This is a genomic window from Acinetobacter sp. ANC 4636, from assembly GCF_054454555.1.
This window is the reverse complement of record NZ_JBTKVD010000005.1, coordinates 152,850-179,158: the sequence shown is the minus strand read 5'-3', so window position 1 is coordinate 179,158 and position 26,309 is coordinate 152,850. Positions and strand designations below refer to the sequence as shown.

General features: G+C 43.2%; 17 protein-coding genes, 1 tRNA gene and 2 pseudogenes. 9 read left to right on the top strand and 11 right to left on the bottom strand.

From position 1 onward, the window contains the following. Positions 1-11: 11 nt before the first annotated feature. Together ACX1N5_RS07510 and dapA are read right to left on the bottom strand one after the other, a co-directional pair. Positions 12-626: a lipoprotein-34 precursor (NlpB) gene (locus ACX1N5_RS07510; protein WP_458801121.1), complete on the bottom strand. Its 615-nt coding sequence runs from the start codon at positions 624-626 to the stop codon at positions 12-14. Between the two features lie 13 nt (positions 627-639). Then, complete coding sequence (gene dapA / locus ACX1N5_RS07505) at positions 640-1,533, bottom strand: 4-hydroxy-tetrahydrodipicolinate synthase (protein ID WP_004750136.1); 894 nt, start codon at positions 1,531-1,533, stop codon at positions 640-642. Between the two features lie 320 nt (positions 1,534-1,853). Between dapA and pncA the strand changes: the two genes are divergently transcribed. Next, the gene (pncA, locus tag ACX1N5_RS07500; RefSeq protein ID WP_458801123.1) at positions 1,854-2,474 is read left to right on the top strand and encodes a bifunctional nicotinamidase/pyrazinamidase; all 621 of its coding nucleotides are present in this window, start codon (positions 1,854-1,856) and stop codon (positions 2,472-2,474) included. A gap of 421 nt (positions 2,475-2,895) precedes the next feature. Next, a pseudogene (locus ACX1N5_RS07495) lies at positions 2,896-3,853 on the top strand (bile acid:sodium symporter family protein). Between the two features lie 79 nt (positions 3,854-3,932). Here ACX1N5_RS07495 and ACX1N5_RS07490 read toward each other — a convergent pair. Both ACX1N5_RS07490 and gabT read right to left on the bottom strand, forming a co-directional pair. Then, a complete protein-coding gene (locus tag ACX1N5_RS07490; protein ID WP_131381811.1) occupies positions 3,933-5,384 on the bottom strand; it encodes an NAD-dependent succinate-semialdehyde dehydrogenase in 1,452 nt (483 codons plus the stop codon). Continuing rightward, positions 5,381-6,670: a 4-aminobutyrate--2-oxoglutarate transaminase gene (gabT, locus tag ACX1N5_RS07485; RefSeq protein ID WP_004750128.1), complete on the bottom strand. Its 1,290-nt coding sequence runs from the start codon at positions 6,668-6,670 to the stop codon at positions 5,381-5,383. Before gabT ends, ACX1N5_RS07490 begins: the two co-directional genes overlap by 4 nt. A 153-nt stretch (positions 6,671-6,823) precedes the next feature. Here gabT and pdxR point away from each other — a divergent pair, with 153 nt between their 5' ends. Beyond that, a complete protein-coding gene (pdxR, locus tag ACX1N5_RS07480) occupies positions 6,824-8,323 on the top strand; it encodes a MocR-like pyridoxine biosynthesis transcription factor PdxR (RefSeq protein ID WP_458801126.1) in 1,500 nt (499 codons plus the stop codon). A 239-nt stretch (positions 8,324-8,562) separates the two neighbouring features. Here pdxR and gabP read toward each other — a convergent pair whose 3' ends face one another. The 5 genes from gabP to ACX1N5_RS07455 form a co-directional block, all read right to left on the bottom strand. Then, positions 8,563-9,954, bottom strand: coding sequence for a GABA permease (gene gabP, locus ACX1N5_RS07475; RefSeq protein ID WP_131381809.1), 1,392 nt, complete (start codon positions 9,952-9,954; stop codon positions 8,563-8,565). Between the two features lie 85 nt (positions 9,955-10,039). Then, positions 10,040-10,225 (bottom strand): hypothetical protein, encoded by a 186-nt coding sequence (locus ACX1N5_RS07470; protein ID WP_458801128.1) that lies wholly within the window; start codon positions 10,223-10,225, stop codon positions 10,040-10,042. Positions 10,226-11,012: 787 nt separating this feature from the next. Beyond that, positions 11,013-12,440 carry an amino acid permease gene (locus ACX1N5_RS07465; RefSeq protein ID WP_458801130.1) on the bottom strand — a complete coding sequence of 476 codons (1,428 nt, stop codon included), beginning with the start codon at positions 12,438-12,440 and terminating at the stop codon, positions 11,013-11,015. Positions 12,441-13,265: 825 nt separating this feature from the next. Continuing rightward, positions 13,266-13,448, bottom strand: coding sequence for a hypothetical protein (locus ACX1N5_RS07460; RefSeq protein WP_131381806.1), 183 nt, complete (start codon positions 13,446-13,448; stop codon positions 13,266-13,268). Positions 13,449-13,566: 118 nt separating this feature from the next. Continuing rightward, positions 13,567-14,463, bottom strand: a complete 897-nt coding sequence (locus tag ACX1N5_RS07455; protein ID WP_458801133.1) for a LysR family transcriptional regulator ArgP — start codon at positions 14,461-14,463, stop codon at positions 13,567-13,569. Positions 14,464-14,935: 472 nt separating this feature from the next. Between ACX1N5_RS07455 and ACX1N5_RS07450 the strand changes: the two genes are divergently transcribed. Then, on the top strand, positions 14,936-16,585 hold the full coding sequence (locus ACX1N5_RS07450) for an inorganic phosphate transporter (RefSeq protein WP_458801135.1): 1,650 nt from the start codon (positions 14,936-14,938) through the stop codon (positions 16,583-16,585). A 62-nt stretch (positions 16,586-16,647) separates the two neighbouring features. On the opposite strand, the gene ybaK is transcribed toward ACX1N5_RS07450, so the two are convergent. Continuing rightward, a complete protein-coding gene (ybaK, locus tag ACX1N5_RS07445; protein WP_458801317.1) occupies positions 16,648-17,115 on the bottom strand; it encodes a Cys-tRNA(Pro) deacylase in 468 nt (155 codons plus the stop codon). A gap of 325 nt (positions 17,116-17,440) precedes the next feature. Between ybaK and ptsP the strand changes: the two genes are divergently transcribed. The 4 genes and pseudogenes from ptsP to ACX1N5_RS07425 form a co-directional block, all read left to right on the top strand. After that, positions 17,441-20,293, top strand: a complete 2,853-nt coding sequence (ptsP, locus tag ACX1N5_RS07440) for a phosphoenolpyruvate--protein phosphotransferase (RefSeq protein ID WP_458801137.1) — start codon at positions 17,441-17,443, stop codon at positions 20,291-20,293. Between the two features lie 5 nt (positions 20,294-20,298). Continuing rightward, positions 20,299-21,234, top strand: coding sequence for a 1-phosphofructokinase (gene pfkB / locus ACX1N5_RS07435; protein ID WP_458801138.1), 936 nt, complete (start codon positions 20,299-20,301; stop codon positions 21,232-21,234). 4 nt (positions 21,235-21,238) lie between these two features. Next, complete coding sequence (locus ACX1N5_RS07430; RefSeq protein ID WP_458801319.1) at positions 21,239-22,951, top strand: fructose-specific PTS transporter subunit EIIC; 1,713 nt, start codon at positions 21,239-21,241, stop codon at positions 22,949-22,951. Between the two features lie 766 nt (positions 22,952-23,717). After that, a pseudogene (locus ACX1N5_RS07425) lies at positions 23,718-24,089 on the top strand (peptidoglycan amidohydrolase family protein); the annotation flags it as partial. Positions 24,090-24,182: 93 nt separating this feature from the next. On the opposite strand, the gene ACX1N5_RS07420 reads toward ACX1N5_RS07425, so the two are convergent. Beyond that, a tRNA-Ser gene (locus ACX1N5_RS07420) sits at positions 24,183-24,272 on the bottom strand. Between the two features lie 118 nt (positions 24,273-24,390). On the opposite strand from ACX1N5_RS07420, the gene ACX1N5_RS07415 reads away from it, so the two are divergent. After that, entirely contained in the window at positions 24,391-26,271 is a 1,881-nt protein-coding gene (locus ACX1N5_RS07415) for a potassium transporter Kup (RefSeq protein ID WP_458801140.1), read from the top strand. The last annotated feature ends 38 nt before the right edge of the window (positions 26,272-26,309 follow it).

Sequence of the window (26,309 nt, the reverse complement as noted above, 5' to 3'; positions counted from 1 at the left end):
TACCTAGGGTACTAGGCTGGCCAATTTTGAGAAATCTGGTCTAACAATGCTTTCGCTTTAGCCTGATCAGCAAAACTGTTATCAGGATTAAATAAAACGAGGGTATTGGTTTTACCAACAGCGGAGAGCTTTAAGACATAGGTGTGATCATCGACTTTAATTGTCGCTTCATACCGTGTTTGACTTTGGCTAATCACGCTGTAATTTAGACTGCTTAGTGTTGCAAGCGTGTACTGCCAAATTGTATCAGATTTACCAGTAACTTTCAGTAACGGATTTTGGTTTCCGTCAACTAAAACTACAGGTTTCGGATAATTATTATTGGCTTCAGCCAAAGTACGGTTTGGAACGACTTCATCTGGGCGAGGCATTGCAAAACGATTACCTTTTTGATTTTCAAAATCAGGCGCGTGTTGTAATGCGAGTGAGTCGATAATTGGCGCAGGGTACAGTGGCGTTGCAGGTCGAGCCGTTGAACCTTCAGGATATTTTAAGGGCTCAATGTCGGTGGTCGACTTTTTATAGTTTAAAGAACCGTTGTTGATACTGAGCTTATTACTCAAGGTGCTACAACCAGCCAAACTTAAAACTGAAAGTGCAAGGGTTAAACCTAAACGTAACTGCATAATGTTGTGCTCTTTAAATAATACCTACGTCTTTTAGCGCGTCACGCAATGGTGTGCGATATTGCTCTGCAAGTGGGGTGAGTGGCAGACGAATGCCTGAACCAATTTTCCCCATTTCATGCAATGCCCATTTCACAGGAATCGGGTTGGATTCGCAAAACAAAATATTGTTTAAATTTGCAATCTTATTATTAATTTGCTCAGCAACTTCTTGGTTGCCTTGCAACGCTGCAGCACATAATTCGCTCATCAATTTTGGAACGACATTGGCAGTTACCGAAATATTGCCTTGCGCGCCAAGACGAATCAATTCAGCAGCAGTGGCATCATCGCCTGAGAAAACCGCCATACGACCCTTCAAGGCGTCGATCAATTCTTTGCCCCGTTCAGTGTTACCAGTCGCATCTTTTACTGCAATGATATTGGGAATATCGGCAAGACGAAGTACGGTTTCATTGAGCATGTCGACGCCAGTACGTCCTGGGACATTATATACAATAATCGGTAAATCGACAGTTTCAGCAATGGCTTTAAAATGCTGGTATAAACCTTCTTGAGTCGGCTTGTTGTAATAAGGTGTGACTAGAAGAGCAGCATCTGCACCAAGGGTTTGAGCTTCTTGGGTGAGTTCGATCGCTTCATGGGTTGAGTTTGCACCAGTACCAGCAATTACAGGAATACGTTTGTTCACGACACGAATGATTTCTTTAATCACTTGTGTGTGTTCAGACATGCTCAGCGTAGAAGGCTCACCTGTTGTGCCGACCGCAACAATTGCATTAGTACCTTGTTCAACGTGCCACTCAACGAGCTTTTCAAGGCTCTTCCAATCTACGCTGCCATCTTCAAACATAGGGGTGACTAATGCGACAATTGAGCCTTGAATATTCTGAGCTTGCTGAGTCATTTTGAAAAAATATCCTATTTGACCATCCGTAAAGTTTTAAAAAGGATGGTTACTGTATTTTGAATTTAAGCGGAAAAGTCAACGTAATATAGTGGTAACGCTGAATGTTGCTTACTCAAATTATGACTGAACATGGTATGAAGAACAATATACTTTCGTTAAAGCAGTCAAAACTTTTAAGGCATTTTTTAAACAGCTTGGGTATAAATACTTTGAGTGGATAAATTGAAAAAAATATTGGCTTGAACTGCATTATTCAGGTTTGGTTTTATAAATTTTCATCTGATATCAGCAATCAGTAAATTGATAGGAGAATAAAAATGAATCTGGAGCAGAGTGCCCTGATCGTGGTTGATATTCAAAATGGCTTTACCCCAGGTGGTCACTTGGCGGTGGCAGACAGCGACCAGATTATTCCATTAGTTAATCAATTGGCTCAAAAATTTCAGCATGTGGTGCTGACTCAAGATTGGCATCCTGACGACCATATTTCTTTTGCTGAAAATCATGCGGGCAAACAGGCTTTTGAGACCATTCAGCTCGATTATGGCACACAAGTGCTTTGGCCAAGCCATTGTGTGCAAGGTACACACGATGCTGAACTGCATCCGAACCTGAATATTCCACATGCACAACTCATTATCCGTAAAGGATGGCATGCTGAAATTGATAGCTATTCGGCATTTTTAGAGGCAGACCAGAAAACCACAACAGGTTTAGCAGGCTATTTAAGAGAAGCTGGAATTACGACAGTATATGTTGTTGGAATCGCGACCGATTTTTGCGTGGCATGGACTGCAATGGATGCTGTAAAATTGGGATTTAATACTTATGTGATTGAAGATGCGACTGCGCCAATCGACTTAAACGGCTCTTTACAACAGGCGTGGGAAGCGATGCAGGCGTTGGGTGTGATTCGTTTACAGTCTAGCCAGCTCTAGGGATATTTTGAGACTAAGAAGTCGGTAAATTTTCACTCAAGATGTTGAAAATAAGTGAATCATAATGAATTGGCCTTGCAGTTAGTTTTGACTCGTATTTCAGGATTAAATCATGATGTCTTGCACGTCGATTGAAATATATTTTAATCTCGTTCAGGTTCGAGCTGAGAGGTGCTGTCTCGCAAGGTTTTCGTGATGAGCAGCATCGCTGCACAAGGGCAAAACCATTTGCCAGTTGCAAACTTGGTCAGATACTATTTAAATTTTAATGTATTTAAAAACAATATGTTGAAAAATAGTTCCGATCTCAAACATGCAACTGACGTTTCTATCTATCCTATAATTTCTACGTATTTTATATTGGACTCAGGTTTATTCATTTTTGAGATGCTGCTATAAGCCTCATTTGACGTGTGATTTCATGAAATTATTTTTATCGATGATTCAGTTCGTCCAGAAAAGTTTTGCGCTGTGGGTGGTACTGTTTGCAGGGATTGCATTGTATTTGCCACAAGGATTTGTTTGGCTAACCCATTATATTCCACTCATGCTTGGCGTGATCATGTTCGGTATGGGGATGACCATGACGGTGGGTGAGTTTAAAAAGTGTGGTGCACAACCCCAAAGCGGTATTGATTGGTGTAGCGGCACATTTTGTGGTGATGCCAAGTCTGGCCTATTTGCTGTGCAAGTTGTTTCAGTTACCGCCCGAATTGGCAATTGGCGTGATTCTTGTCGGTTGTTGCCCTGGAGGAACAGCCTCTAACGTGATTACCTTTATGGCAAAAGGCAATACTGCGTTGTCGGTCGCGTGTACTTCAGTATCGACTTTACTTGCGCCCATTTTAACCCCTGCAATTTTCTATCTGCTTGCCAGTCAATGGATTGAGATTCATGCCAGTTCCATGCTGCTGTCGATTTTACAGGTGGTATTGTTCCCAATAGCCTTGGGCTTGGTGATGCGTATACTTCTGAAAAATAAGATCAATACTTATATTGAAGTGATGCCTTTAATTTCTGTGGTGGCGATTGTGCTGATTGTGGCGGCGATTATTGCGGCCAGCAAAACGGCATTATTGCAGTCGGGTTTGCTGGTCTTGCTGATTGTGGCACTACATAATGGTTTGGGGTTTTTATTGGGTTTTTGGGCAAGCCGTATTTTGGGATTGTCTTATTTTGACAGTAAAGCGGTGGCGATAGAGGTAGGGATGCAAAACTCGGGGCTGGGCGTGGCACTGGCAGCCGTGCATTTTGCTGCATCACCATTAACTGCATTGCCCAGTGCCATTTTTAGTTTGTGGCATAACATTTCAGGGCCTGCACTTGCCAGTTACTGGGCAATGGTGGCAGAGCGTAAACAACATCAAGGTCAGTCATAAAATCAAGATAGACAGCAGGCATAAAAAAACCAGTCATCGAATGGGCGAGACTGGTTTTTTTAATGGGTTGTCTGAATGATTATTCAGAAAGATCAACACACAAGTATTTCATTTCGAGATACTCTTCGATGCCGAACTTCGAACCTTCACGTCCAAGACCTGATTGTTTTACACCACCAAATGGTGCAATTTCATTGGAGATCGCACCAGTGTTGATGCCGACCATACCGTATTCGAGTGCTTCACCAACACGCCATTGACGTGCTGTATTTTGAGTGAACAAGTACGCTGCCAAGCCGAACTCAGTGTCGTTTGCCATTGCCACAGCTTCGTCTTCAGTTTTGAAGCGGAACAGTGGAGCAAGCGGGCCAAAAGTTTCTTCTTTGGCAACTTTCATGTCTTGTGTCACGCCAGTCAACACGGTTGGTTCAAAGAATGTTGCACCTAGTTCAGAACGCTTACCACCAATACGGATTTGCGCGCCTTTTGCTACGGCATCATCAATGTGTGATTGAACTTTAGCGACTGCTTTTTCATCGATTAGCGGCCCTTGAGTTGAACCTTCGTGACGACCGTCACCAACTTTCAACTGTTTCGCTACAGTTTCAACCAGACGTTCAGCCAATGCATCATAGATGCCGTCCTGAACATAGATACGGTTTGCGCAGACACAAGTTTGACCGCTGTTACGGTATTTACTTGCCATGATGCCCTGAACGGCTTGATCCAGATTCGCATCATCAAAAATCAGCACAGGTGCATTACCGCCCAGTTCAAGAGAAAGTTTCTTGATGGTTGGTGCACATTGTTGCATCAGGATACGACCTACTTGGGTTGAACCTGTGAAGCTGAGTTTACGTACGATGTCGCTGTCACATAAAGTTTTGCCGACTTCTGCAGCATCACCACTGATGTTAATGAGAACATCAACAGGTAAGCCTGCTTGTAGTGCAAGTACTTCAAGTGCGTAAGCTGTTAAAGGGGTTTGTTCTGCTGGTTTAACCAACATAGAACAACCTGCTGCAATCGCTGGCGCTGCTTTACGGGTGATCATTGCCGCTGGGAAGTTCCAAGGGGTAATCGCCGCAGTCACACCAATGCCTTGTTTAATCACAAGTAAGCGTTGTTGTGGTTGCACTGAAGGTAAAACTTCACCATCAATACGACGTGCTTGTTCAGCAAACCAACGAATGAAAGAAGCTGCGTAACCAATCTCGCCACGTGCTTCCGCCAGTGGTTTGCCTTGCTCAGCCGTTAAGATTTGTGCCAAATCTTCTTTGTGAGCCAGCATGAGGTTGTACCATGCCCACAATACGTCGGCACGCGCAGTCACAGTTTGTTTTTTCCAAGCTGCCTGTGCTTTTTCAGAACGTAAAATGGCTGCTTCAACAGCTGCGCTGTCGTGGGTTTTTACCCACGCCAGCGTTTCACCTGTAGCAGCGTCATTCACTTCGATATAGTCGTCTGAAGCAGGTGCTTCAAACGCAATATCTGGGTGTTTTAGCAAATACTGCAAGTTAGTTTGGATCATGCAGATTGCTCCGCAGAATTTGTTGTGGTATTTAAAGTTGCAAAACCTTGTTTCAAGATGTCTAGACCTTGACGGAATTGTTCAACAGGAATAGTCAATGGATACAAGAAACGGATCACGTTACCATATTTACCACAAGTCAGGATCAATAGACCGTTGTCCATTGCATATTGTTGTACAGTTTTTGCTTGTTCAGCAGTTTCAAGTTCAACAGCAACCATAGAACCTAAGGCACGGATGTGAGTAACAACGTCGCCAGATGCTGCTTTGATGCTTTCTAAAGTTGCAACAAGCTCAGCACCCAATTCATTGGCACGTTCGCACAGGTTTTCACCTTCGATGACATCGATCACGGCATGAGCTGCAGCAACGGCGATTGGGCTACCTGCATAAGTACCACCTAAGCCGCCTGGGTTTGGAGCGTCCATGACTTCGGCACGACCAACAACACCAGAAATCGGGAAGCCGCCACCTAAGCTTTTCGCCATAGTGATCAAGTCTGCTTTAGTTTCAAAGTAGTTCATTGCGAACAATTTACCAGTACGTGCAAAACCAGACTGAACTTCGTCAGCAACTAACAAGATACCGTGTTTGTCGCAAAGTGCGCGAAGGCGTTTTAAGAATTCAGCAGGAACAACGTTGAAACCGCCTTCACCTTGAACTGGTTCAAGAACGATTGCAGCAACGTCATGTGCAGCAACGTCTTCACTGAAAATGTTTTCGATGCTTTCGATCGCGTCTTCAATTGACACGCCTTTTGCAGGAACTGGGTAACGTGCATGGAATACGCCAGCAGGCATAACACCGAAGTCACGTTTGTAAGGTGCAGTTTTACCTGTCATTGCCATAGTCATGAAAGAACGACCGTGGAAACCGTTACCAAAAGTAATGATGCCGTGACGACCTGTGTAAGCGCGTGCAATTTTTACTGCATTTTCTACAGCTTCTGCACCTGTAGAGAAGAAGGTTGTTTTTGCAGGGCCTGCGATTGGCGCACGTTCGTTAATACGTTCAGCCAAAGCTACATAACTTTCGTAAGGGACAACTTGGTAAGCAGTGTGCGTGAATTTAGTTAACTGTTCAGTCACAGCAGCAATCACTTTCGGGTGACGGTGACCAGTATTCAATACTGCGATACCACCAGCGAAGTCGATAAATTGGTTGCCTTCAGCATCCCAAAGAGTTGAGTTTTCAGCTTTTTCTGCATACCACTGACACATTACACCTACGCCACGTGGAGTTGCTTGCTGTTTGCGCTCGTTCAGTGCAGTATGTTTATCGCTCATGTTAATCCCTCATTTTTGTCATCGGTTACAGCTTGTACGTATGTATAGCATCATCATGGATTATGATGGTTTACAATCACTGTGTATCGCTATAATTTCGCGCTTTAGGCGGCAACTAACGAGAGCCACTTTAATACAGAAGGAGAGAGCCAATTGCGTAGCCTGCTTGGAGATCATTTGTTGCAACGATTACAACAAGACGCCGAGGGTACGCTACATCAACGGTTATTTCGTTGCTTGCGTAGTGCCATTGTGGAAGGCGTATTACAACCGAAGACTCGATTACCTGCATCGCGTGATCTGGCAGGTGAAATTCATGTGTCGAGAAATACTGTACTGACGGCTTATGAACAGCTGCAAGCGGAAGGTTATGTTGAAGCGCGTACAGGGCATGGCACATGGGTTGCCGAGAAATTGCCTGAAGCATTTTTAAACAGCCAGAAAAAGAAAGCTCAGCCACATTTGCAACCACTACGACGTGATTATACGTTGTCGAATCGTGGGGCGAGCCTGATGGGTTATGCCGCTGCATCTCCACATCAGTGGGGTGCTTTTGTGCCAGGTGCACCCGATGTAACTGAATTTCCTCATCATATTTTTAGCCGAATTCAGGCGCGTTTAAGCCGTGAACCAGACATTAATCGCCTGATTTATAGTAATGCAGGTGGTTGTGTCGAGCTGCGCAGCGCCTTGGCAGATTATTTGCGTGTAGCGCGTTCAGTGCAATGTGATGTCGATCAGATTATTATTACCGAAGGCATTCACCAAGGCATAGATTTGGTGTCACGGGCACTGAGTGATATTGGTGACCATGTCTGGATTGAAGATCCTGCCTATTGGGGTATGCGCAATACTTTGCGGATTAACGGGCTGCATTTGCGTCCTATGCCTGTCGATATTGAAGGCATTATTCCAGAAGATAACCCCAAACAAGCGCCTAAACTGATTTTTGTGACCCCATCGCATCAATATCCGCTCGGTTCGCATTTGAGTCTGGCACGTCGTAAACAATTATTAAATATTGCACGTCAGCATGGCAGCTGGATTATTGAAGATGACTACGATAGTGAGTTCCGTTTTTCAGGACAGCCATATCCATCTTTGCAAGGTTTAGAACCCGAAGCACCTGTGATTTATATGGGAACCTTTAGTAAAACCATTTATCCAGCGTTACGCATTGGTTATCTGGTGGTGCCAAAGCCATTGTTTTCACCGTTACGTATTGTTGCAGCCGAACTGTATCGCGGTGGGCATTTGCTGGTGCAAAAGGCATTGGCGGAGTTTATTCGCGAAGGGCACTATGAAGCACATATTCGCCGTATGCGCTTACTCTACGGCAAGCGCCGTTCTTTCCTGATTGATTTGATTTACCGGTATTTGGGCAAAGACTTTTTGCATGAATACGATGAAGCTTCGGGGTTGCATTTGGTGATGAAACTGCCAACCTACTGTGATGATGTGGCGATTGCCGCCAAGGCACTAGAACGTGGAGTGAAGGTACGTCCACTGTCACAATACTATATGCAGTCGCATGCGCGTGCACAGCGTGGTTTGTTGATGGGTTTTGCCTGTGTCGATGAAAAAGATATGGTGATGGCATTTGGCGTGCTGTTGCAGTGCTTGCGTGAAGCGGGTGTGCCAACACTGAATTAAAATCCACCAATAAAAAAAACAAGGAGATCGCCAAATCTCCTTGTTTCCTTTGGTCGCTAGACCAACGTGATGCTGTCGAAAAAGTAAATTGTGTTAGCGCTCACAAAGTCAGGGATTTGGGAGAGTAGTATTAGTATGTCCATGCCAGACACAGTAATCTAAATAACCTGACCAATTTACTTTTTCTTCAGCATCAACCTGTGAATACAGGCATAGGTTTATGCCTGTATTAAATTTGATTATTTGCTTTCTACTATGGCAGAAGGTGCTTTTTCACTACGGCGCTTAGTTACAATCAAACCAGAGATGACCACGAACACACTTAGAATCGCCGTTGAAGTAATTTCATGTGTATGCGCTGGATCAAATGCCATGGTCGCAAGTGCCGCGATGATAAAGACAATCACTGCCCAAGTCAGGTACGGGAAGCACCACATTTTCATGGTGAGCTGTTTACCTTCAGCCACCAGTTTTTTGCGCATTGCCAATTGCGAGAATGCAATCACCAGATAAACCAGCAACGCAATTGCACCAGAGCTGTCAAGCAAGAAGTTAAAGACGGCTTTTGGTGCAGCATAGTTGGCAAAAGTACAGATAAACGCAACTGCTGTTGACAGTAAAACCGCATATACAGGCGTATGCTGCGAGTTTACTTTTTTGGTAAACGAAGGCGCATCGCCACGTACTCCTAAAGAGTACACCATACGTGAAGCGGTATAGAGTGCCGAGTTCAAACAGCTGGCCACAGAGGTCAATACCACAATATCAACCATCAATTTTGCATGTGGTACGTGCAATACAGACAATACAGTTTGATATGACCCCATACTTGGTAAGTTAGGGTCATTCCAAGGCACAAGTGCAATCACAATGAAAATTGACACGATATAGAACAATGCAATACGCCAAATGACCGAGTTGGTTGCTTTGGTAATTTGATGTTCAGGGTCTTTTGACTCACTTGCAGCAATCGTGACAATTTCAGAACCCATAAATGAGAACATGGTGGTTAGTAACGCAGCCAAGACTGGCCCCCAACCATTTGGCATAAAACCACCATGATCCCATAGGTGTTTAACCCCGCTGACTTCTGGGTTCGGAGAGAAACCAAACACAGCAGCACAACCAAAAATAATGAACGCGATAATCGACACTACTTTGATTAATGCAAACCAGAACTCGAATTCACCGTAATTTTTTACGCTAAACAGGTTAGTTACAGTCAGTGCGGCGGTAATCAGGAAGGCGAGCAACCAGATCGGTGCGCCAGGAATCCAAGAGTTAATAATCGCGGCTGCGGCATTGGCTTCAAATGGAATAACCAAGACCCAAAACCACCAGTACAACCAGCCGATAGTAAACCCAGCCCATTTACCAATCGAACGATCGGCATAAGTTGAAAACGAACCACTGTCGGGTTGTGAAACAGCCATTTCACCAAGCATACGCATGACCAGAACTACCAGTGTCCCTGCGATGAAATAAGCCAAAATAGCTGCAGGACCTGCGGAAGCAATGGCATGTCCTGAACCGACGAATAAACCTGCGCCAATAGCACCTGCAATAGACAGCATGGTGACATGGCGGTTTTTTAAGCCTTGAGAGAGTGAGGCTTGATTTGCTTGCGTCATAAAAAACCTTCAAAAAAGAAAAAATGGATTTATATCGAACGCCCATTTGCCCGAAGGCACTGTGGGTTACGCAGCAAGGACGAACCTAACTACTCTGCAAGGAAAGAGAGAGTAAATGTGCTTTGCCCAAATCAGGCATTGCAACTGCATTGGCAAAAATACCAATGACCCCAAAATGTGAAAAAGAACCTGTCTGACCCTGACGGTCACTAGCGATATGATGGCGACCGCTTGAGGCGGCATGCACATAAACAGCTTGATGTGTTGCCATATGATTTTCCTTAATTCATGACTTAGGGCATTGCATAATCAAATACAAATGCCCTACAAATTTGTTGAGTTGTTACCAGATTGCATAGAGAAAAAAGCGATCTGGTAAACAACACCATTTGTGTATGCATACTTCCAGTAACTTTAATTTGATGGGTCGCCAACTAATAAACGAGAGCCATTTCCTGATATGCGGAAAGAGCCAATTGCGTAATTTAATTGAAAAATGAGTAACTTATCTTAAATAAAATGTGATATTTATCGCATATTTTTATCAAATGGTTTTTTTAATTCTTATATTTTTCATGTGAATATACAAAACTAATCACGCTATATTGTGCATTTAATTATCTGTAAAAATCGAATAAAAATAGATTTCAAAATACGAAATTTTTTTTGCAGAAATATGACATTTGCCCATCAACCAAAATCACTTTTTGGCAATTATGGCTTGGAATTTTTAGAAATATATAAAATAAGCGATTCGAATCTCTCTATTTGGTCAAGAGATGCGAAATATTAAAACAGCAATTGCAAAAATATGGATCATGACAAGAGTATTTGACTGTCTGATGAGGTGGTTTTGAGGTTGATGTTGGTGAAGCATATTTGAGAGATATATTTCTCTTTTGATTTCAATTCCGAACTCACTAGAGCGACTGAGTTGTAAATATAACAATCAGGAAAAATCATCTTTAAACAAGATTGCTAAATTGGCTAGAACAGCATGACCGATCAAGAAAAAAAACCCACACAGGGTGGGTTCTTCGGTAGCATCAGTGATAGATTTAACCTGGTATTTTTTCTTGATCAAGTTCGGGTTGTTGTTCTTTGCCCCAGTTAAATTTCTGAGCACATAAACCAAGAATGACAATAAACAGCGCCAAACCTGAGGTGTAGATGACTTCTTTGAAGTAAGTGCCTTCAATCAGCATCATAATAATGGCACCGACGATGGTGAAAATCACGGCATAGGTTAAGCCAGGGAAAAGCCACATTTTAAAGTCAATTTTCTGACCTTCTGCTTCAAGTTTCTTGCGTAAGCGAAGTTGTGAGCAGGCAATGGTGAGATAAACATACAGTGCTGCTGTACCTGTTGCCAGCATGAAAATATCATAGACATCCATACTGCCCGTTGCAGTCAAAATGGCAGCAAATACGGCAAAGCTACAAGAGACCAAGACACCCATCCAAGGGCTACCTTTACTGTTGATTGAACCAAAACTTTTTGGTGCATCACCACGTTTTGACAGAGAGAACAACATGCGTGAGCAGGTGTATAGTGCCGAGTTAAAGCAGCTACATACCGAAGTGAGTACCACAAAGTTCACAATATGACGTGCTTCAGGTACGCCCAGCGCCGTTAAAGTCACACTGTATGTTCCCCAAGTTGCATCTTTTAAAAGTGGATTGTTGTGTGGAATCAGGCACACAGTAATGAACATTGAGCCAACATAAAACAGCATGATTCGCCAAACAATCGAATTGGATGCTTTACGAATTTCTCGTGCAGGGTTATCCGATTCAGCCGCAGCAACCGTGACAATTTCCGCACCGATATAGGCAAACATCACCCCAAGTAAAGCCGTGATGATGGATGAAAAACCATTTGGCATAAAGCCTTGAGACGTAAGGTTAGTAAAGCCCTGAGCCGACGGTGTAGCCCATGGCCAGAGATGTAAAATGGCTAAACTACCAATCACCAGGAAAATAATAATGGCGATCACTTTGATTAAAGCAAACCAGAACTCAAATTCACCGTAATTTTTCACGTTTTGTAGGTTCACCAAGACTAACGCAGTGATTACCGTGAGCATATAGATCCAGATTGGAATCAGCGGAAACCAGCTATTTAAAATTTTACCCGCAACATAAGCTTCCCAGCCCATGAGTAATGCCCATGAACACCAATACAACCAGCCAATGGTAAAACCAGCCCAACGCCCAATTGCACGGTCAGCATAGGTGGAAAATGAACCACTATCTGGGTTGAGAACAGCCATCTCACCCAGCATACGCATAATAAACAGAATCAGTAATCCACCCAATCCATAAGCTAAAATTGCGGCTGGACCAGCAGAGTAAATGACACTTCCTGAACCTATAAATAATGACCCTCCAATCACACCTGCAATTGAGATCATTGTAAGATGACGTGACTTAAGTCCGTGTTTTAAATCTTGAGAGGAGGAGTTGCTCTCATGGGTCTGCGTCATAAAAAACCTTCACAAAAAAGAAAAAATGAATCTAATTGAGCGAGCAATGCCTGAAAAAAGCGTGCACCTTCCGCAGCAAGGACAAGCCGAGCTACTCTGCAAGTAAGACGAAAAGGATTGCTTTTAGGTGTGCTGAATACGCTAAGAAATGTAGCCCTGACAGCCGTATTGGATCAGCCTGATCAATGGCTGATACCAATTTTCCCTTTTATTGAAAAAAATGATCTTTGGGTCACGAAGACTGAGACCACTAAAATGGCGACCGCTTTGAGCGGTATTCACATAAACAGCCTGATGTGTTGCCATACGATTTTCCTTAATTCATGACTTGGGATTTTGCATTTTCAAATGCAGCTTGATGTGCAAATGTCCTGCAAAAATGCTGCTAGATCGTGTGTCGAACTCAACTCGAATAGGCTTTTGTTACAACAACATCAATAGCAACAGTCGTGTATGCATACTTCCAGTAACTTTAATTTGTCGTTTGGAGAGCAAAGAAACGAGAGCCATTTTTAGATATAGGGAAAGAGCCAATGTGTAAAGCTATGGTGAAAATTGGCACTAAAGGCTTACAAGATATATGGGTTTATTTGCAGTGAATTAAATTTATTGATTTAATTAAATTTTTATATTTCAATATCTTATATTTATAATTTGACAGATCATTTTTTATTTCAGGATCATTTGTAATAATTCATTGTGAAAATACTAAAAATTTTTTCAAAAAATACGAAAAACCATACCGAGACGGTACTGTTGTCGAAAATGAGTCGCTATTGGGCCAACTCAAGTACAGACCCAATAGCGACTACAGATGAGAAGGGTTTACCAACCGCCACGACCTTCACCACGACCACCGCCGTGACCTTCGCCATAACCGCCTCGTTCGTAGTGCCCACCTTCATGATGAGGACCATCACCCCACCAGAAAGGATCGTATAGACAACCTGACAAGCTCAATATTGAAAGAACCGCTAAGCTTCCCAAGATCACTTTTACCTTGTTCATAGATCTCTCCTTATGACCCACGCGTACAATACAATAGGATAACGCGGTAAAAATGAATGTATTGAGATGTTTTGTTGCACAGTGTACAAGGCAGCATACAGTTCATTTTGACTGGTCATTAAACTGGATGTAAAAAACGCTGGCTGTTCTGGCAAATCTGCTGGGTTAGCTGTTGTAATGGTGTGGATTGTTGTTGCCAATGATGCCAGTACAGCAAAATATCGGTTTGTGCTTCAGGTAAAATTTCAACTAATTCACCAAGCTCCAACGCTGCGCCGAGCTGTAAATCAGGTACAAGACCATAACCTAAACCACGATGAATGGCGTGTACAAAGGCTTCGGATGATGGAATGAAATGATAGGGGTAACTGTTTGCAGTCAAACCATGCAGTTTCAGCAATACATTTTGATGCATGTGATCTTTTTGATTGAAAATAACCGCAGGTGCCTGCATCAGGCTTTGGCGAGAGACGCCGTGCTTAAACCAGCGGGCAATAAAAGTGGGTGTTGCGACCATCTTGTAACGCATATACCCCAAGGCTTTGGCGGAACAACCCCGTAAAGGTTGAGCTTCTACTGAAATACACGCGTGGACTTGCCCTGCTTCGAGGAGAGCATGAGTCAAAGACTGGTCATCTATGCGAATTTCTAGGGCAATTTGTTGTTGAATAACAATATTTTGTAGGCTGGGAAGTAACCATGTTGCGAGTGAATCGGCATTACTGGCGATAACTACTTTAATAAACTCAGAATTTGCCTGTTTGCCCTGTAGATTTTGCAGAAAATTCTGTTCCATAAAACGCTGCCGCTGCAAATATTGCAACAATTGCTCACCTGCGGGTGTGGTTTGGCAAGGTCGCCCACGAATCAATAACATTTGTCCAAGCTGCCGCTCGAGTGCCTGTACACGCAGTGATACTGCCGAAGCGGTTAAATGTAACTGTAAACTGGCGTGTTCAAAGCTGCCAGTTTCCGCGACAGCGAGAAACGCTTGGCATTGTTTGCTATCGAGCATAATGAAACCTAATTGAGTTTTTTTTAGTTAAGCTGGTGTTTATTTAATTTTATTTATTTTTTGAGGGAAATGGAAATCCCATGACTCTTGACATGCTGATTGAGCAAATTTTTTCGGGTTTATTTTGTTTGCTTACAGGGAAATGTGTTGGCGATCTATGATTCAGTCTTTAGAAAAGTGTATTAAAACCCTGATCATCGACCAAATTAAAGCATTTAAAAATGAGAGGCTGACTAAAATAATAAAGGTGATTGTAATGAGGTCTCGACTCAAGCAGTGATGGATGACAATTTCTTGTATCCAGTTTTTGACAAATGCTGATTGGGTTTGGCAGTTTTATATTTTAGCTTAGTCGTTTTTGGTACTGTAAAAACCTCGATTATAAATTGAAGCACCTGAAATTTAAAATGTCATTTAACTGTCATAAATTGGTCTCAAAATTTACACAATTTTATGGTATTTCACAAATCACATGAATCATCAGGTATCAATTGTTACTGAAGCGCATCCAGCGCCAGCAATTGCCCAAACCACAACAAATTCTTCTCCTAAAAATATTCATCTTCCTGCGCCGCAGTGGTTTAAATATGTCTTTGCCTTAGTGGTATTGGCGTCCTTAACTTATATTGGCGTGCAACTGACTTTTGATTTGTCACAAGTTCCACCGCTGAGTGTGTTTTCTTTCATCATGTTGGGAATGGCATTGGTGATCGCTTTGGGGTTTGAGTTCGTGAACGGTTTTCATGACACTGCCAATGCTGTCGCCACGGTGATTTATACCAATGCCATGCCTGCCCCTGTTGCAGTGATGTGGTCGGGCTTTTTTAACTTTTTGGGTGTTCTGACTGCCAGCGGTGCGGTGGCTTACGGCATTATTGCGTTATTACCTGTCGAGCTGATTTTACATGTTGACAGTGGTGCAGGGTTTGCAATGGTGTTTGCCTTGTTACTGGCTGCGATTCTCTGGAATTTGGGGACATGGTTTTTTGGTATTCCTGCATCAAGTTCACATACCATGATTGGTTCAATTATTGGTGTGGGCATCATGAACCAGTTGTTACACTCGGCAACCAATGGTGTTAGCGGTGTGGATATGGGGCAGGTTCTAAAAGTTGCCAAAGCCTTGTTCTTTTCACCTTTGATTGGTTTTGGTTTGGCTGCTGCTGCCTTCCTGTTGTTAAAACTGGTGATGAAAAAGCGTCAAAAAGAATTGTTTGCTGCCCCAGAAGGCAATAAGCCGCCTTCATTTTTGGTACGCACTTTGTTGATTTGTACCTGTACAGGGGTGAGTTTTGCTCATGGTTCAAATGATGGTCAAAAAGGTATGGGCTTGATCATGCTGATTTTGATCGGGATTGTGCCATTGGCTTATTCTTTAAATAAAACGATGGATCCTGCGCAGGTACAGTCATTTGCTGCTTTGTCTGAGAAAACGGCGCATATCTTGGCGGTTGATCATCAGCCAGCGATGCCTGAATTACAAGCACGGGATGTGTTAACTAAATTTATTCAAACGCATCAATATAATCCGCAGGTCATGCCTGCTGTAGCAAGTTTGTCAAATCATTTGGGTGATGCTGTTGCCAGTTATGGCAGCATGGCAAAAGTACCTGAGAAAGCGACTGTTAATTTGCGTAATGACATGTATCTCAGCAATGCAAGTTTAAAAGAGTTGGATAAAGGCAATCATTTAACACAGTTATCGCCTGCACAAAAAGCAACTGTAGACGATTATCGTCAAAACCTCGACAAAGCGACTCAGTATATTCCAACCTGGGTCAAAGTGGCTGTTGCATTGGCTTTGGGGCTGGGAACCATGGTCGGTTGGAAGCGTATTGTCGTGACTGTTGGTGAGCGTATAGGGAAGACCCATTTGACTTATGGTCAAGGCATGTCAGCAGAGCTTGTTGCGATGGGAACGATTATTGCCGCAGACAAGTTTGGTTTACCTGTTAGTACCACACATGTACTCAACAGTGCGGTAGCGGGTACCATGACCGCAAATAAATCAGGGTTGCAGTGGGCAACCGTGAAAAGCATTTTGATGGCATGGGTGTTGACCTTGCCATGTGCGATGGTACTTTCAGCATCACTTTACTGGCTGTTCTTGCGGTTCGTTTAATCTGTCGATTTGCATAAAAAAGACCTCCATGTGAGGTCTTTTTTTATTTGATGCATCCGTTTTTATACATCAATGATATCGGCAAAGTGAGCGCCAAGCAGTTGTGCCAAATCTTGCGGTGATAAACCGACATCCAGTCCGCGTTTTCCGCCACTGACATAAAGTTTGGCTAAAGCCTCGGCACTGGCATCAATCACAGTTTTCAGGCGTTTTTTTTGACCTAATGGGCTAATGCCACCGACCAGATAACCTGTCAGACGTTCTGCATCTTTCGGGTCTGCCATGTGTAGTTTTTTACAGCCCAGTGCAGTCGCGACTTTTTTCAGGTTTAACTGATGGTTGACAGGAAGCACCGCAACATAATGATTTTTATCATCTGTAACCAATAAGGTTTTAAAGACTTCATGGACAGCCAGATTGAGCTTTTTTGCGGCCTCTAGACCGAAACTTTTGGCATTGGCATCGTGTTCATATTCATGCAGGCTAAATGAAATTTTTTTCGATTGAAGCAACTTACAGGCAGGGGTCATATCCATCTCTGATGCAAATATACAACAGGTATTATAAAAGCTTTTTAGGCATGATACTGCTGTGTTAAGCCGATAACATCTGTGGGTTTGCTGAATAAATGCGCGATGACCATGCCATTTGTAAGCTCTGATTTGTCTAATCTTTAGACGTAATAGCTTAATTCTCAATTAATATTTAAAAGCTATGATTTTGCGCCACAAAAAACCCAAGTTATGATGATCAAAAAACTGATTTTCAGTGCAAACCCGAGTAGAATCCGCCTTTCTTTTTTTTCTAGAAAGGCACCGCCTCAACTCGACTTATGATGTTTTTCAAGGAATTCTTATGTTAGCGCTAGATACACAACATGTTCGGATGAATCAGCATGCTGTCGATAAGGCTCAGGCGTTGCAATGTCTAGTGGATATTTTGGTTGAAGATCAACTGGTTCAACCTGAATATATTCAAGGTCTGATTGGGCGTGAACAGCAAAGTGCAACTTATTTAGGACAGGGAATTGCGATTCCTCATGGGACACCACAGTCACGCCAGTACATTTTAGAAACAGGCGTGCGTTTGGCTCACTTCCCTGAAGGTGTAGTCTGGGATGGTGAAAACAAGATTTATTTAGCAGTGGTCATTGCTGCAAAGTCAGATGAACATTTACAAGTTTTACAAATTCTGACCCGAGCATTGCTCGATGATGTCTCTGAGCGTGTGCAAAATGCTCAATCTGCTCAGCAAATTATTGAATTATTACAAGCACAACCACCTTCTTTGAATTTGCATGAAAATCTGATTTCAACACAAGCAGTTGTTACTGATATTGATGATTTTTTCTGGCAAGCTAGCCAGTTGCTGAAACAACAAAAAATGGTGGAATGTGGCTTTTTAAGCCAGTTACAACCCAAAAACATGATTCATCTGGGTGAAGATATTTGGTCAATCAGCGCCAATCAGCATGTGCTCAGCCCTGCGGTGAGTATCATTAAAGCTGAACAGCCGATTCAGTACCAAGGTCAACAGCTTGGAACCTTGTTGTGTATTGCCAGCAATCCGCAGCTCGATATGACCCAGTTTAACCGACTCATGGATATTTTCTTTGATCCTGAACAGTTACAAGCGCTGAGCCAACAGCAAAATGCTCAACATCTGGCCCAATTGATTGGTGCAGATGTGATTCCTGACTGGGTATCACAGCGCGTGATACTGGCCAATGCGCACGGCTTACATGCGCGACCTGCCACGCAGTTGGTCAATACCTGTAAAGCATTTCAAGGTGAGATACAGGTGTCTGTCGATGGTGGGCAATTTGTATCTGCCAAAAGCTTAACCAAGCTGTTGTCACTCGGCTGTAAACGTGGGCAAACCCTGACCTTTATTGCTGAACCTGAAACCGATGCAGTCGCTGGTCTAAGTGCGGTGGTTGCCGCCGTGAAACAAGGTTTGGGTGAAGATGTTGAACCCATTCAAGACGAGGCTGACCCAGTTGTCGCGCCTGAACCTACAAATTCCATGGTATCGGCGCTGACTGTCCCAGATCAGAGTCATGGTATTGCTGCTTCATCAGGTCTGGCATTTGGCCCTGCACATGTGGTCAAGCCACGCCAGTTCCAATATGAACGCTTTGGTTCGAGTGTTAAAATCGAAAGCGAAAAGTTTGATATCGCCATTCATCAGGTCAAAAACAGTATTCGCCAGTTTATTGCCCAAAGTTCGATTGATACGATTAAACAGATTTTTATGGCACATCTGGAAATGCTGGATGATCCAGATCTGATCCAGAGTGTACAACGAGGGTTGAAGCAGAATTTATCTGCCGCAGCTGCATGGCATGAGCATATTGAAGAAGCTGCCAAAGCCCAAGAGTCTTTAAATGATCGTTTGTTGGCAGAACGTGCTGCTGACTTGCGTGATATTGGTGAGCGTGTATTGGCAGTGTTATGTAGTGCACCAGAAATTACCGAACCACAAGAACCCTATATTCTTGTGATGCACGACGTTGGGCCAAGTGATGTGGCTCGCTTAAATAAAGACCGCGTTGCTGGCATTTTAACTGCTGTTGGTGGTGCCAGCGCACATAGCGCGATTGTGGCACGTGCGCTGGGTATTCCTGCTGTGGTTGGGGCAGGAGCGGCTGTACTCAATATTACAAATCATAGTGTGGTCTTGATCAATGGTGATACGGGTGAATTTGTGGTGAAACCCGAAGCACAGCGCATTGAACAGGCAATTGCCGAGCGGGAGCGTCAACGCCAACTTCGTGAGCAAGCGGAGCAAGATTGTCTGGAACCTGCGATTACGCTAGATCAGCATGCTGTCGAGATTGCGGCAAATATTGGTAAAGTCCACGCCACGACCCAAGCGGTTGAGCAAGGTGCAGAAGCGATTGGCTTATTGCGAACAGAATTGGTGTTTATGTCGCATAACAGTGCGCCAAATGAAGCCGTTCAAGAAGCGGATTACCGCGTGGTGTTTGATGCCTTGGCAGGTCGCCCACTGGTCGTGCGTACCCTCGATGTCGGTGGTGACAAGCCATTGCCATATTTGCCGATGGAACCTGAAGAAAACCCGTTCTTGGGCTTACGTGGTATTCGCTTGACTTTGCGTCAGCCCGAATTGCTACGTCAGCAATTGGTGGCATTGCTCAAAGCAGCTGATAACCGCCCATTACGGATTATGTTCCCAATGATTGGGCGTGTAGAAGAATGGCGTGAAGCCAAAGCCATTTTAGATGAAGTGCGTGCAGCACATCCGTGTGAACATTTGGAAGTGGGCATCATGGTTGAAGTCCCTGCAGCAGCATTACTTTCACCAATTTTGGCGCAGGAAGTTGATTTTTTCAGTATTGGAACCAATGACCTGACCCAGTACACCATGGCAATTGACCGTGGTCATCCTGTGTTGTCTGCCGAGGCAGATGGTTTGCACCCCAGTATTTTATTGTTGATTGATCAGACCGTACGCGCCGCACATCAGCATGGCAAATGGGTCGGCATTTGTGGTGAATTGGCAGGTGATCCGAAAGCTGTTCCTATCTTAATGGGGCTTGGGGTGGATGAACTGAGTATGTCGAGCACGCGTATTCCTTTAGTCAAAGCACAAATACGCCAGTTAAATTTTGCCGATTGTCAGCAATTGGCACAACGTGCATTGTTGTGTGACAGTGCAACCGCAGTCCGTGATTTAGTTGAGTAAGTTCTATGGCAAAAATTTTAACAGTGACGCTCAACCCCGCAATCGATGTCACGTTGCAACTTGACGTGCTACATGTGGGTGAAGTCAACCGCCATCATACTGTAGAAACCCATGCTGCGGGTAAAGGCTTAAATGTCGCACAAGTCCTCAAAGATTTGGGACATGATGTGGTGGTGACAGGTTTTTTAGGTGAAGCGAATCGTCAGATTTTTGATGCGCATTTTGCCAAAGAACACTTTGACAACCAGTTTGTTTATATTCAAGGTGAAACTCGCCAAAATATTAAAATTGCGGAAGCATCAGGTCGTATGACCGATATTAATGGTCAGGGTCTTTATATTGATGCCAATGCTAAGCTGCAGTTGCGTGAAAAAATTCAAGCCATGATTGCTGATATGGATATGGTGGTGATTGCTGGCAGTTTGCCACAAGGTTTTGAGCCAAGCGAACTACGCGCCTTAATTGAGTTTCTCAATCGAGAGGATAAAAAAGTCGCAGTAGATACCAGTGGTTCTGCATTGCGCGCTGCAATTGCAGCCAACCCGTGGCTGATCAAGCCCAACAGTGATGAGTTAACAGAAACCTATCATTTGCCGGCAAACAGTTTTGCTGAACAGCAGCAATTGTTTCAATCACTGGGGCATATGCAGATTCAGCATATTATTGTGTCAATGGGCGAGCAAGGTGTGAACTGGCTGCACCCGACACACCCACTGCATGCTCAAGCGCCGCATGTTCAGGTGAAAAGCACTGTAGGTGCAGGTGATTCACTGGTTGCGGGTATGATTCATGGCTTGTTGAGTCACAATAGCCCTGAAGAAACGCTAAAAACAGCAACAGCGATTGCCAGCCATGCTGTGACCCATATTGGTTTTCATGTGCCAGATTTATCGGTCATTGAAGATTTGAAGCAACAAATCGCCATCAATTCATTGAGTTAATATGATGTCAGAAATTCACCAGATTTTATTTGTTCCGCATAGCCCTGAACAGTCGATCAATGCGTTGATTTTGGCAAAAAAACTCGCACAGGTTGCAGGTCAAGCAGGGTATCAAGCCCAAGTTGTAGAAAATCTTGAGTCAGCGCTAGGCACCTCTACAGACCTCATTGTTGTACTAGGTGATAAACTCCCTGCATTACACAATATTGCAGCACAAAAAGTTGCTTTGTTGTCTTTGGAACAAGCCCAACAGAATGCTGTACAAGCCTTACAACAAGCGCTAGATTCAGCCAAGACACCAGCACAATGGTCACAACAACCTACACAAACCTCGACAGAAGCACGCAAATTTGTGGCGATTACTGCGTGTCCAACAGGTGTTGCCCATACCTTTATGGCGGCTGAAGCCTTACAACATGGTGCTGATAAACTGGGCTATGAGATTCATGTTGAAACTCAAGGTTCAGTTGGGGCAAAAAATATTTTGTCGCCTGAGGCGATTGCTGACGCAGATATCGTGATTTTAGCCACCGATATTGAAGTCAATACTGACCGTTTTGTTGGCAAGCGCGTGTATCGTTGTGGTACAGGCTTTGCGTTGAAGCAGACTGATAAAGCCTTTGCCAGTGCGATTCAGGAAGCTAAAGTTCTAGAGTCAGGAAAACAACAGGCAGGCGCGAGTGAATCTGCCGAGAAAAAAGAAAAAATTGGGATCTATAAACACTTGCTGACAGGTGTGTCCTACATGTTGCCAATGGTCGTGGCAGGCGGTCTGATCATTGCGATTTCGTTTATTTTTGGTCTAAATCCTGTCGATGGCAGTTTTGCCGCATCACTGAAACAAATTGGGGTGGCTGCATTTACCCTGATGGTTCCGATGCTTGCAGGTTATATTGCCTACTCAATTGCCGATCGCCCTGGTTTAACCCCAGGTTTGATCGGTGGTTTATTGGCAGCGCAGCTACAGGCAGGCTTTTTAGGTGGGCTTGTGGCAGGTTTCCTGGCGGGTTATATCGCGTTGTTTCTTGCCAAAAAAGTCAAATTACCATCGAGCCTTGAAGCCTTAAAACCCATTCTGATTATTCCTTTACTGGCCAGTTTGGCAGTCGGTCTGATCATGATTTATATCGTTGGGCAACCTGTTGCACATCTCTTTGAATTGTTAAAAATATTTCTAGCGAATATGGGCACCACCAATGCCATGATTATGGGCATAGTCTTGGGCAGCATGATGTGTATTGATTTAGGTGGGCCGATCAATAAAGCAGCATATGCCTTTACGGTGGGGTTGTTGACTTCGCAAACTTATGAACCGATGGCAATTACCATGGCTGCAGGTATGGTGCCACCTTTGGGTATGGCGATTGCGACCTTTTTGGCAAAAAATAAATTTGCGAAAGCTGAGCAAGATGCAGGTAAAGCTGCGGTTGTCTTGGGCTTGTGTTTTATCTCGGAAGGGGCAATCCCTTTTGCGGCCAAAGATCCGATTCGTGTGATTCCATGTACTATTGCGGGTGGTGCAGTGACAGGCGCACTGGTTGCCATGTTTAAATGCCAATTGGTGACACCACATGGCGGAATCATTGCTTTGATTATTCCAAATGCGATTAATCACCCTTTGCAATACCTGCTGGCAATTGCAGTGGGGAGTTTTGTGACAGGAATTAGTTATGCGGTGATTAAACAACGCGTAATCTCAAACCCTGTTGCGGCTTAAGCATTTAAGCATAAACAATAAATAAAAGCTGAATCTCGAAAGGGGTTCAGCTTTTTTGATTTATAAGTCTGGGCGCATGTGCCCACCTGAGAGCACAATCGCCAATAACAAGCTCACTTTGAGTACACCAGCACTCAAAAAAATCCGATCATATTTTTTAAGCCATATTTTCATAACCAGTCATCATCCTTTTTAGTTTTTAACATATTGGCATGCCGTTATTGCTAATTAGGTTAAAAACATTTTTATCAATAAGGTAGGTATAATTTGTGATAAACGGTATATTTTGTGGTTAAAAAATGAATATTATGTTTTTTGTTAATATATATTTAAGCTAGCTTAAGTTGGTTACGATGGATTGTTTTTGATTAAAAAATAACCAACCAAAACTGGGTGTTTAAAATCTTGGTTGATATGTTATATCGTTTTTAAATCAAAAATATAGCTAACCTACCTACACAATAAGCACTGTGTAAAATGCAGAGCTGTCTAAAATTTGTTACAACCCTGTAGCACATCTGAAAACATTTCCTTCTACAATGGCACGCTGTTGAAGTTTTGATGTAAAAAATAGGTTTTTGTCATGATTCATGCTCACCATGCAGTTCACGCGCATGACACCGATGCGCATTCTGTTCAGGTTCACGTCCGACATGCACACAGACGAGTGGCGACCAAGAAAGTACAGCATGTGCAGCCGCAGCGTAAAGTACATCATGTTAAAATGACAAAGCAACATATTAATCATAATGTGGATTTAGCGGCACAACGTATTAATCTATCTAAATTTTCTCATAAACTTGAAAGCATTTCAGCAAGACGAAGTTCAGAGAAATGTGCGCGTAATGTACGTATTGCCTTGGAAACAGCAGGAGCGAATGTATCGAATCACCCAATTGCAGCAGCAAACTGGGGGCGTACTTTAGAGAAAAATGGCTATAAGCAAATTAAACCTGCATTTAATAAACCGAAGAAAGGCGATATTTATATTATTGATGCGACCAGTAACCATACTTATGGACATATAGCAGGCTATACAGGTTCAGAGTGGATCTCGGATTTTCGCCAAAACAGCTATGCCGTTTATAGAGAGAAAGATGTGGAATACCATTATTATCGTTTAGAGTCAGCAACCTGATTATTTTGTTAAACTGGCGATTAACAAAAAAGGCTTAAATTGAAAAATTTAAGCCTTTTTTTATATTCCAGTGGATGATTCTGGAATGAATCTTGGCGGTGAGAGAGGGATTCGAACCCTCGATACGCGCAAACGTATACACACTTTCCAGGCGTGCTCCTTCAGCCACTCGGACACCTCACCAAGGCGTGCGATAGTAACTAAAAAAAAGCAGGCTGCCAAGATTTAATCGCCGCTTTACAGAAAAAATTTTATTTAAATGCTAAGATTGCATCAAAAATCATCTTGGTTTAATTATGCAATGCAAACTATGACCCAAAAGGCAAGATTGCCTGCGATGGCTCTCGCAGCGCTCGGAGTCGTTTTTGGTGACATTGGTACCAGCCCACTCTATGCCCTAAAAGAATCTTTTCATGAGGCACATGGACTTGGCATTAGCCCTGCAAATGTCTTGGGTATTTTGTCGATCATTTTTTGGTGTTTAACGCTGATTATTAGCATTAAATATGTAGCAATCGTAATGCGCGTCGATAACAATGGTGAAGGCGGCATTATGGCATTGCTTGCTTTGAACCTGCGTAAAGCAAAAATTGCTGATAATAAAAAAATCTATCTTATTGCAATTGGTTTTGTTGGGGCATCCCTATTTTTTGGTGATGGAATTATTACCCCAGCCATTTCAGTGCTTTCGGCAGTAGAGGGTTTATCCATCGCAACTGATGTTTTTGACCCTTATATTATGCCCATTGCAATTGTGATTGTGGTGATACTGTTTTTAGTCCAAAAACACGGCACAGCATTTGTTGGTAAACTTTTTGGACCGCTCACTCTGATTTGGTTTCTGGCTATTGGTATTTTTGGGATCATGAGTATTGCCAAAACACCGCTTGTCTTGGGAATGTTTAGTCCACATTGGGCAGTTGAATTCATTTTTACCAACCCAGTGATGTCTTTTTTTGTTATGGGTGCAGTGGTATTGACCGTGACAGGTGGCGAAGCCTTATATGCAGATATGGGGCACTTTGGTCGTACGCCAATTCGCTTCGCGTGGTTTGGTGTAGTTTTACCCTGTCTATTGTTGAATTATGCAGGTCAAGGGGCCTTATTGCTGCGTAATCCAAGTGCAATTGAGAACCCATTTTTCTTGCTTGTACCTTCGTGGGCATTGTACCCAATGATTATCTTGGCCGCTATTGCAGCTGTCATTGCTTCTCAAGCGGTAATTTCAGGTGTGTTTTCTTTGGCACGTCAGGCTGTGCAACTGGGATATTTACCGCGGTTTGGCATTAAGCACACTTCCGAATCAGAAGAAGGGCAGATTTATGTACCTTTTCTGAACTGGTTATTGCTGGCAGCCATCATTATTCTGATTCTGATTTTTAAAACCAGTTCGAACCTTGCAAGTGCTTACGGTTTGGCAGTAACTCTGACTATGCTGTGCGATACTTTGCTGATTGGCGTATTTATCTTTTATGCGTGGAAATGGAGTGCACCAAAACTACTGTTGCTGATCACGCCATTTCTGGTTTTGGATGTTGTGCTGGTTGCTGCAACTTCGCTGAAAATTATATCAGGTGGTTGGGTTCCATTGTTGATTGGTGGGATTGCCTTTGGCATTTTGATGACCTGGAAACGTGGTCGTGAATTAATGTTTGCTAAACTCGAGCATGATACTTTACCGATTGATTTATTTGTTAAAAGTATCGGTTCAGATACTGTGCATTGGGTACAGGGTGATGCCGTATTCCTGACTGGAACCCCAAATGTTGTGCCGCATGCCATGCTGCATAATATTAAGCACAATAAAGTACTGCATGAACGTAACATCCTGATCACTGTGATGGTTCAGGATGTCCCATATGTTGCCCAGAAAGAACGTATTTTAGTTGAAACTCTAACTGAGCATTTTTACCGTATTCAAGTTTTCTATGGTTTTAAAGATGAGCCGAATGTACCACGTGATTTGAAACAAGCCTATGAAGAACTTGGCTTTGAGTATGATCTCATGCAGATTAGCTTCTTTATTTCGCGAGATCGTGTGGTGCATAAAGTTGGAGATGGCATGTCTCCTTGGCGAGAAAAGATATTTATTTCTATGCAACGCAATACCAGCCCCGTCAGTGATTTCTACCAAATTCCAACCAATCGCGTGGTTGAGTTAGGTGGGCAAATCGAAATCTAGCCATAAAAAAACCAAGGTTCAAACCTTGGTTTTTTTAT

What these genes read in the sequence shown, in the direction of transcription:
- dapA (WP_004750136.1), bottom strand. Translation starts at nt 1,533, where the DNA reads ATGACTCAGCAAGCTCAGAATATTCAAGGCTCAATTGTCGCATTAGTC.
- ACX1N5_RS07490 (WP_131381811.1), bottom strand. Translation starts at nt 5,384, where the DNA reads ATGATCCAAACTAACTTGCAGTATTTGCTAAAACACCCAGATATTGCG.
- pncA (WP_458801123.1), top strand. Translation starts at nt 1,854, where the DNA reads ATGAATCTGGAGCAGAGTGCCCTGATCGTGGTTGATATTCAAAATGGC.
- gabP (WP_131381809.1), bottom strand. Translation starts at nt 9,954, where the DNA reads ATGACGCAAGCAAATCAAGCCTCACTCTCTCAAGGCTTAAAAAACCGC.
- ybaK (WP_458801317.1), bottom strand. Translation starts at nt 17,115, where the DNA reads ATGACCCCTGCCTGTAAGTTGCTTCAATCGAAAAAAATTTCATTTAGC.
- ACX1N5_RS07470 (WP_458801128.1), bottom strand. Translation starts at nt 10,225, where the DNA reads ATGGCAACACATCAAGCTGTTTATGTGCATGCCGCCTCAAGCGGTCGC.
- ACX1N5_RS07455 (WP_458801133.1), bottom strand. Translation starts at nt 14,463, where the DNA reads ATGCTCGATAGCAAACAATGCCAAGCGTTTCTCGCTGTCGCGGAAACT.
- ACX1N5_RS07465 (WP_458801130.1), bottom strand. Translation starts at nt 12,440, where the DNA reads ATGACGCAGACCCATGAGAGCAACTCCTCCTCTCAAGATTTAAAACAC.
- ACX1N5_RS07450 (WP_458801135.1), top strand. Translation starts at nt 14,936, where the DNA reads ATGAATCATCAGGTATCAATTGTTACTGAAGCGCATCCAGCGCCAGCA.
- pfkB (WP_458801138.1), top strand. Translation starts at nt 20,299, where the DNA reads ATGGCAAAAATTTTAACAGTGACGCTCAACCCCGCAATCGATGTCACG.
- ACX1N5_RS07510 (WP_458801121.1), bottom strand. Translation starts at nt 626, where the DNA reads ATGCAGTTACGTTTAGGTTTAACCCTTGCACTTTCAGTTTTAAGTTTG.
- gabT (WP_004750128.1), bottom strand. Translation starts at nt 6,670, where the DNA reads ATGAGCGATAAACATACTGCACTGAACGAGCGCAAACAGCAAGCAACT.
- ACX1N5_RS07415 (WP_458801140.1), top strand. Translation starts at nt 24,391, where the DNA reads ATGCAAACTATGACCCAAAAGGCAAGATTGCCTGCGATGGCTCTCGCA.
- ACX1N5_RS07430 (WP_458801319.1), top strand. Translation starts at nt 21,239, where the DNA reads ATGTCAGAAATTCACCAGATTTTATTTGTTCCGCATAGCCCTGAACAG.
- ACX1N5_RS07460 (WP_131381806.1), bottom strand. Translation starts at nt 13,448, where the DNA reads ATGAACAAGGTAAAAGTGATCTTGGGAAGCTTAGCGGTTCTTTCAATA.
- ptsP (WP_458801137.1), top strand. Translation starts at nt 17,441, where the DNA reads ATGTTAGCGCTAGATACACAACATGTTCGGATGAATCAGCATGCTGTC.